Origin of the sequence: Rhodococcus mengyinensis (assembly GCF_048381435.1) — a bacterium.
In the GTDB taxonomy this organism is placed as follows: domain Bacteria; phylum Actinomycetota; class Actinomycetes; order Mycobacteriales; family Mycobacteriaceae; genus Rhodococcus_F; species Rhodococcus_F opacus_D.
The window spans coordinates 20,945-27,722 of the sequence record NZ_JBLWIT010000149.1 but is presented as its reverse complement, the minus strand read 5'-3'; the positions used below and the strand labels follow the sequence as shown (position 1 = coordinate 27,722).

The window sequence follows — 6,778 nt, the reverse complement described above, 5'->3', positions numbered from 1 at the left end:
TGGGACCAGGGTTCGGAGATGCGGGACTGGAAGAGCGTCAGCGCGGCCACCGGGATCGACATCTACTTCTGTGATCCACACGCACCCTGGCAGCGCGGGACCAACGAGAATACGAACGGCATTCTCCGTCAGTACTTCCCCAAAGGTTCGGACCTGAGTGTGCACTCGAAAGCAGACCTGGAGTGGGTCTCACGGCAACTCAATGAGCGCCCCCGGAAACGGCTAGAATTTCGCACACCCATCGAAGAGATGGAACGACTGCTGTTGCGATGACCGCCAGAATCCGCCGATCCTTATCCGGTGCCGACAGGCGTTCCCCGTCTGCTTCGTTGACATGTGCGGACTTTCGGTCGCCACGCAATGAGGTGTGTCAGGATCCGGACATGGCCTGGTTCATGATCGACCCGTCGAATGAAAAAGAGATCGGTGCGATCGCGCATGGTCCAGTACTGCTCGCCCGGGTCGAGGGTGTCACGGTCGGATTGCGCTCGATCATGGCTTACTCGGCCGGCCTCGAGGTCGCGGTGACCGTCGTCGGCAGCGGCATCCACGCCGAAGCGATGAGACGCCAATACACGGCGCTAGCTGTAATCGACCCTGAGACGGGTAAGCGCAGTCACGGCCAGGTGCATGGTCGTCCGATGCGACTTCGTGCACTCGAAGATTCGATTCTCCAGCCAGTGCCTCGTAGTGACAGTCGCGGTTGGTACGACAGCCAGGACCTCTACCAGCGCGAGTACCTGTACGAAGTGACCGGGTTACCGCAAACCCGGAACCTGCCGCTTATCGCTGAATGGCCCGAGGTCGGACTCGAACCTGTGACCACGCACCTGGTGCTTCCGGACCCGTCAGAGCTTGCCGCTGCGATCATCCCTCTGCCTTAGTGGAATCTGACGACCCGTTGGCGGATCCATCACCGGGATTACTCCGTCACCGGCCGGCCGAGTAAAAAATGGCGAGTGAACGTTCGTGGTGATGATGCAGTATCGACTTATGTCTCCGACGATCGGAACCGTTCGTAGCTGGAACCTCGACGAGGGCTGGGGCGTCATCGACTCACCCGAGGTGCCCGGTGGTTGCTGGATACACGCGACGACGCCCTCTACGAAGACTCGCATGGGCTTGGATCCTGGTCGGCGAGTGTTCTTCGAGTGGGAACGCTTATCTGGGGAGGGAGTTCAGGACGGCTACGACTTCGTCGCTAGCGACGCATGGTACGTCGGCGACGAACCGTATCGCCGACCTAAGACGCCTAGCACCGGCGCGTTCAGCACGTCACTGACGATTACCTTCGACGACGATCCTGACCACAAGGCTCACCGGATTCCACCGGGGGTTTCGCCTGAGGAGTACTTCCGCCCAGAACCCCCTGGCAGCAGTTGAGAGAACCGAACAGCGATCCGCTTGCGGAATGGGACCGACTGCCGTCGGCATGCGCTGGGACGCCGCTTCGTCCCGGTGTGGGTTCCCTGGTTGGCGCTCGACCGGCCTACCCGGAAGCGTTCCGGTCCCTGCGCGTTCGAAATCCGGCCACAAGTAGCAGGGCCGCGAACGTGAGGCCGACCGCCAATCCCACCACGGTAGAGGTGATCCACGTGGGACCGAACTCGAGATGAAAATGATCGGCCATACGCACCGGATTCGGGTCCGGATTGGTCGGATCGCGCGGCTCCTCTTGGACAACCGACCGGAATCGCGGTGGCACAAGGCTGCCGATCAGCGCAACTACGAGGCCAAACGCGGCTCCGAGCACGGAGAACACAGTCGCGATTGGGGACTTCTTTCCGGCGGCCCGGCGTTCCAATCCCCACCCGGCGCTAGCCAGAACAATCGAGTAGATCAGTGCGACAACGACCCCGAGAGTGAGAAACCACGCGGTTGCCGGGAACCGCTGTGGCGGGTCGTTGTACAGGAATCCGGTGATCACGTCGAAGTAGTACTCGTCGTCGCCATCGGTGGCAGGGGGCGGCGGTGATGGTTGAATGCCCACATTGACCGGCGGACCGAACGGGGTCATGAAACGCCAGGCCAACGCCCCCAGTGCCCCGAGTAGCGCGCCGACCGTCGTTAGGGCCGCGACGAGAGTCCAGCCACGCGCTCCGATCAGGCGGACCGGCGTGCGAGATCGACCTGCCTGTTTTGTCACCTCTCGTCGGGGCCTTGACCGGAGTACTCGGTAGCAGCGGAGACGATGCTGGCACCATCGAGGCGGACCGGTTGGCCCTGCATGTCGAGGGCCGGCCAGGCGACGGTCAATGTCATCGTGTTCGCCGGCGGCAGTGGCCACACCCACAGGGGCGACTTGTAGTGGTAGTCGCCCTCGTCGGTCAGTGACCACCACATCCCTTGGAACATCAGTGCCGAGTCGAGCGTAGGTTCTGCGTCCTCGAAGTCGGGCCGTTCTTTCTGGGTGGTCAACACGTGCTCATTGCCGCAGTCGATCTCGACCGTCGGAAGTCGGTCGGTCGGGGTTTCGATACGGAGCGGCGCTGACAAGTTGTGCAGTACGGTGCGGGCTGACATGAAACCGTCGTCGACACGATGCAGCATCCAGCTGATCGTGATGTACAGCCCGGACGGGTAGATCACTAGAGGTGAGGCCACCGACACCTCCAGCCCGGGACTGTCGAGAAGTGTGGCGGTGAACGGTAGTTCCACTCCTGGATCCGCCTGTATGTTCGGCGGAAAAGGGATATGCGGGCGGATTCGTCGCGGCTCGTCGGGATTGAACACAACTTCGGCGTCACCTGGGTTGGTCATATCGAAGGCTTCCTCGACCACGCGCTCCGGATTCTCCTCATCACGTGATGATGCCACCCACAGCACTGTCGATTCAGCGTTGTCAGCAATCGGAATGCCGAGCTCTGCTGGGGCCGCGGGTTGCGGTCTGGCGGTGACTCTCGTTGACCGATTCGGCCCGATCGCCGTGGTCCGGGTTGTCGCGGTGGCGGTCGTCATGCCCGTGGCCGACAAGCTGCTGTGTGCCACTGCGGTGGGACTGGGACCCGCGCTGCGTGGTTTCGCTCTGACTGTCGCGGTATTCTTCAGCGCAAGGTGGCCCCGCGCCCGATGGCGTCGTCCATCGGTTTCGTCGAGTGCGTGGGGTGTGACGATGATCGCCGAAACGGTTAATCGCACTCTTGCTGTGTTCGTCCCTGGATGGGTTCTCGATGACCGCTCGCTCGCACCACCCGCTCGCGGTGACGTCGTCGAAGTCGTACTGACCTTCCACCCCACCGGCCACACACCCTCGCCGTGTGGGCAAACCGTGCGAGCAACCGTCCGGCCGGTGTTCGGGCACACCCCCTACAGCGACCCGGAGGGTGGACTGCGGTGGCCGCTCGAGGCCATCGGTGACGGATGGTCCGCAGAGTGGTTGTCCGATCGTCCCGTGACGGGACGAGTCGAACTCACCGGAAGACTCGTCGTCGATATCTTCTGGACGGGGTCTGACAATCCTGTACTGGTTCGCGGCAGGGTTCGACGGGTCCAGCTCGTCGAACAGCTCATCGAACACACCGGTAGTGGATTGCGTGCCGTGGACGGCACCGAGACACTGACCGACCTCGAGTCCACCCCGCACCGCTTCTGGTCGAACTGGGAGACGCCCTCGACTGAGGACCACTTCCAGGGGACTGGAGTGCTATTGGACCTGGACCTCGACGACGTACCGGCCCCCAGGGTGGAGTTCGTCGCCGGCGCGGTCTCCGTCGACGGACCCGACGTGTGGGTGATGGATCGGTCGAATCCTGTCCTGTTGCACGTGGATACGGGGTCGACACCACCACGAATCGTCGAGTATCTGTTGCCGCTGACGATCGAGCCACCGAAGGACCGGTGGACTCGCAAGGTCCACGCCGACCGCGACGGGTGCTGGATCACCTCCCGACACGAGGTGTTCCGGTGTGACCGTGCCGGGGACGGGACGTTGACCGTTGAACGCGTCTGTGTAGAAGGCGGGAGCAGCGTCGTCGTCGACGGGCGACTGTTCCTGGTCGGCTCCACGTATCCGACGCTGCGCCGTGACCGCCGATACGGTGTGGTGCGCGTCGATCCCGATGCTCACCCGGTGCGGATGCTCGATGACGAGCGGCAGTTCATCGCGGTCGATGATCCGGCAACCGCTGCCCGGGTGACGGCTCAGACGCGACGTGCCGACAAGGCGCGCGGCGCCGACGGCACCGAATGGGTCGCGGTCGGCGAACTCACCGCGCAGTCTCCGGACGGCACGCACCGGCGAGTCGATCTCGCTGTGCGTACTCGTGGCACGGTGCACTGGATTCAGCCGGATCCGTATGTCGATCCAGCAAACGCGGACATCATGGCGAGAATCTCGGTGCCGATGCCGCGTCCGCGGCTGCGGGGCGAGACGGCGGGTCCGTGACCTGTTTTCTACGCCGCCGGGTTGGCGAACCTCACCGGCACGAAGTGGTGTTCGAGCGCGGGCCGTCGGCAGTCGGCCCTCGTCGTTTCTGTAGGCGAATCGCTCACCAGACACGGAGCCTTTGTGACTCCGAGCGCTACATGTTGACTCGTCGGACGTGCCACGGCGGGATCTCCCGTCGCGGGCGGACCTTGATCGCGCGGAAGTTGTATCCGTCCTGGTCGATGACCGACTCCCATTCGAAGTCGACCTGCTCGCCGACGTCGAGACCACGGATTCCTCCGCCGATGCTGACACTGTCACCCGGCTGCGCATTGATGACTTCATCAGGGTGTAGGGCGCTGTAATAGGTCCAACAACCGCCGGGTGTGTCCATAGAGTCGATGACTCCCCAGCCTTCGTCATCATTCCACGTAGTGACGACACCGCTCGCGAGGGTGCCGGTCCTAGCCGGGGCCGTATCGTCGAGGTCATCTCGTGAACGGTCCCGTCGGGATCGATGTCCCAAGCCCTGGAGCTGAACGCCCCCGGCGGCGTGTAGGGCTCACTGCCGACTGGCCACGCCCGCACCGTGTGAAAGTCGTAACCGTCTGCCGGCTCATCGAGTTGATACCACTCGAACTCGACTTCCTGACCTTCAACCAATCCGGGGAACCCGGGAACCGCTACCGCTATGCACGGAGTCCAGCTACCGCCCGGAGTGTCTGCGGAGTCGATCACGCCCTCCATACCCCGCACGTCCCAACTGCGGACCACTCCTCGGCTCGTCATACGTTCAGTATGGCCAGGACCGCTGATCGCTAGAGAGCGGAACCCGAAAGCCGAAGGACGACCGGGCACGTCCCGAAGCCGCCCCGTGGCCGGAACGCGCTGAGCTGCGCCGTTCCCGGTAGCCCCGTCCGGTGAAGAATCACCGAATCGGGGCGACGAACGGGACACTCCGCTGTCTGACAAGGTGACGCTGTCGATGGTGTGACCGAGCGGTTCTGTCCAAAGAAATGTCACACAACTCCGGTGGGGGACATCTTCCTCCAGATGAGAGGGGAGTGGAGGCACTTCCTGGGCGGAGGTGTGCTTGTTGTGGCGGAGTGGCCGATCGCTCGCGGCCCAGGTGGGGCAGTCAAGGTCCGGACCTATGGTCCTCGCAATTGCTGTCGCAGGGACGAAGGAGTGGTACCGATGAATGTTGAGGTTCGCCGCACCCATCCGACGGACACGAAAAAGATCCACCACCCTCATCGTTGGTGGTTACCTCGTCCCGAGCCCCGCACGGGTAGCCACCGCGGAGATCAGTCTGGATACGGGTGGTTGGTCCGAGATCAGGGGGACCGGCGATGAGGGCCCCCAGCAATCGCATGCACGTCGTCCTCACGGCAGACGGCACTTCCCTTGCGGTGCGTGAGATCGGATCCCGGACGGCACCGGTCACGGTGATCTTCGCGCACGGATTCTGTCTCCACATGGACGCCTGGGCACCGCAACGGGCCTACCTGGCCGAGGTCTGGCGCACGCGCGCCCGGTTGGTCTTCTTCGATCACCGCGGCCATGGCGGATCCGGCGCGGCGGACACCGACAGTTACACGATCAGCCAGCTTGGACGGGACCTGGACGTGGTGATTCGCACGGTGGCGCCAAAGGGTCCGATTGTCCTCGTCGGGCATTCGATGGGCGGGATGGCCGTGATGTCCTACGTCGCCCATCACCAAGAGGCCGCGGCCGCGCAAGTCGTGGGAGTCGGGTTGATCTCGACCGCCGTCGACAATGTCGCCGGCGCCGGCATCGGGCGCGCTCTGAATACGCCGGCGGTGACGTTGCTGCGGACGGCATCAGCTCACGCCCCAGGGCTCGTCGGGCGCAGCTGGAATCTCTCACGTCGCATCTTGTCGCCGGTGGTCGGCGCAACTTGCCCGCTTGCTCCGATTGCAAGTGTCCGTGCCGCCGCCACGTCCTACGGGATGGTCCACGCGACGCCGATCGCCACCGTGGCCGCCTTCCTGCGTGATCTGCGGATCTACGACGCTTCCCCGGCGCTCGACGTGCTCGCGCGGGTGCCGGCGTCGATCATCTGTGGAACCCGGGACAGGGTGACCCCGATCGGGCACTCAAAGCGACTCGTCGCGGCTCTTCCCCTCGCCGAACTGATCCCGGTGATCGGAGCTCGGCACATGGTCGGCCTCGAGCGCCCTGACGTGGTGAGCGAGAGTCTCGATCGACTGCTCGGCCGCGCGGTAGGGCGCCGCGAACAGGACACCACCCGCAGATCGAAATCCGACCTCGTCGGGGCGTGAGACCTGCGCGTGCCTGAGACCTGACGAGACAACCACTGATGGGAGAAGTGTTGAGAATTCACCAGGACGTTGACCTGTCGCCGGGCCAGGCGCACCACCGGCCGGA

Annotated in this window: 7 protein-coding genes; 4 read left to right on the top strand and 3 right to left on the bottom strand. The window is 63.9% G+C overall.

Annotation, left to right across the window (positions count from 1 at the left end):
• Together ACNJ7E_RS39770 and ACNJ7E_RS39765 are read left to right on the top strand one after the other, a co-directional pair.
• The coding region (locus ACNJ7E_RS39770; RefSeq protein WP_418341390.1) for an IS30 family transposase at positions 1-273 on the top strand (273 nt) is incomplete at its 5' end.
• 110 nt (positions 274-383) lie between these two features.
• Positions 384-884 carry a hypothetical protein gene (locus ACNJ7E_RS39765; protein WP_418342426.1) on the top strand — a complete coding sequence of 167 codons (501 nt, stop codon included), beginning with the start codon at positions 384-386 and terminating at the stop codon, positions 882-884.
• A gap of 605 nt (positions 885-1,489) precedes the next feature.
• On the opposite strand, the gene ACNJ7E_RS39760 is transcribed toward ACNJ7E_RS39765, so the two are convergent.
• Together ACNJ7E_RS39760 and ACNJ7E_RS39755 are read right to left on the bottom strand one after the other, a co-directional pair.
• Positions 1,490-2,146, bottom strand: coding sequence for a hypothetical protein (locus ACNJ7E_RS39760; RefSeq protein WP_418342425.1), 657 nt, complete (start codon positions 2,144-2,146; stop codon positions 1,490-1,492).
• Positions 2,143-2,958: a hypothetical protein gene (locus tag ACNJ7E_RS39755; RefSeq protein WP_418342424.1), complete on the bottom strand. Its 816-nt coding sequence runs from the start codon at positions 2,956-2,958 to the stop codon at positions 2,143-2,145. Before ACNJ7E_RS39755 ends, ACNJ7E_RS39760 begins: the two co-directional genes overlap by 4 nt.
• Before the next feature lie 331 nt (positions 2,959-3,289).
• Between ACNJ7E_RS39755 and ACNJ7E_RS39750 the strand changes: the two genes are divergently transcribed.
• Entirely contained in the window at positions 3,290-4,384 is a 1,095-nt protein-coding gene (locus tag ACNJ7E_RS39750) for a hypothetical protein (RefSeq protein WP_418342423.1), read from the top strand.
• A gap of 136 nt (positions 4,385-4,520) precedes the next feature.
• On the opposite strand, the gene ACNJ7E_RS39745 is transcribed toward ACNJ7E_RS39750, so the two are convergent.
• Complete coding sequence (locus ACNJ7E_RS39745; protein ID WP_418342422.1) at positions 4,521-4,760, bottom strand: hypothetical protein; 240 nt, start codon at positions 4,758-4,760, stop codon at positions 4,521-4,523.
• 958 nt (positions 4,761-5,718) lie between these two features.
• Here ACNJ7E_RS39745 and ACNJ7E_RS39740 point away from each other — a divergent pair.
• Positions 5,719-6,672 carry an alpha/beta fold hydrolase gene (locus ACNJ7E_RS39740; RefSeq protein WP_418342421.1) on the top strand — a complete coding sequence of 318 codons (954 nt, stop codon included), beginning with the start codon at positions 5,719-5,721 and terminating at the stop codon, positions 6,670-6,672.
• The last annotated feature ends 106 nt before the right edge of the window (positions 6,673-6,778 follow it).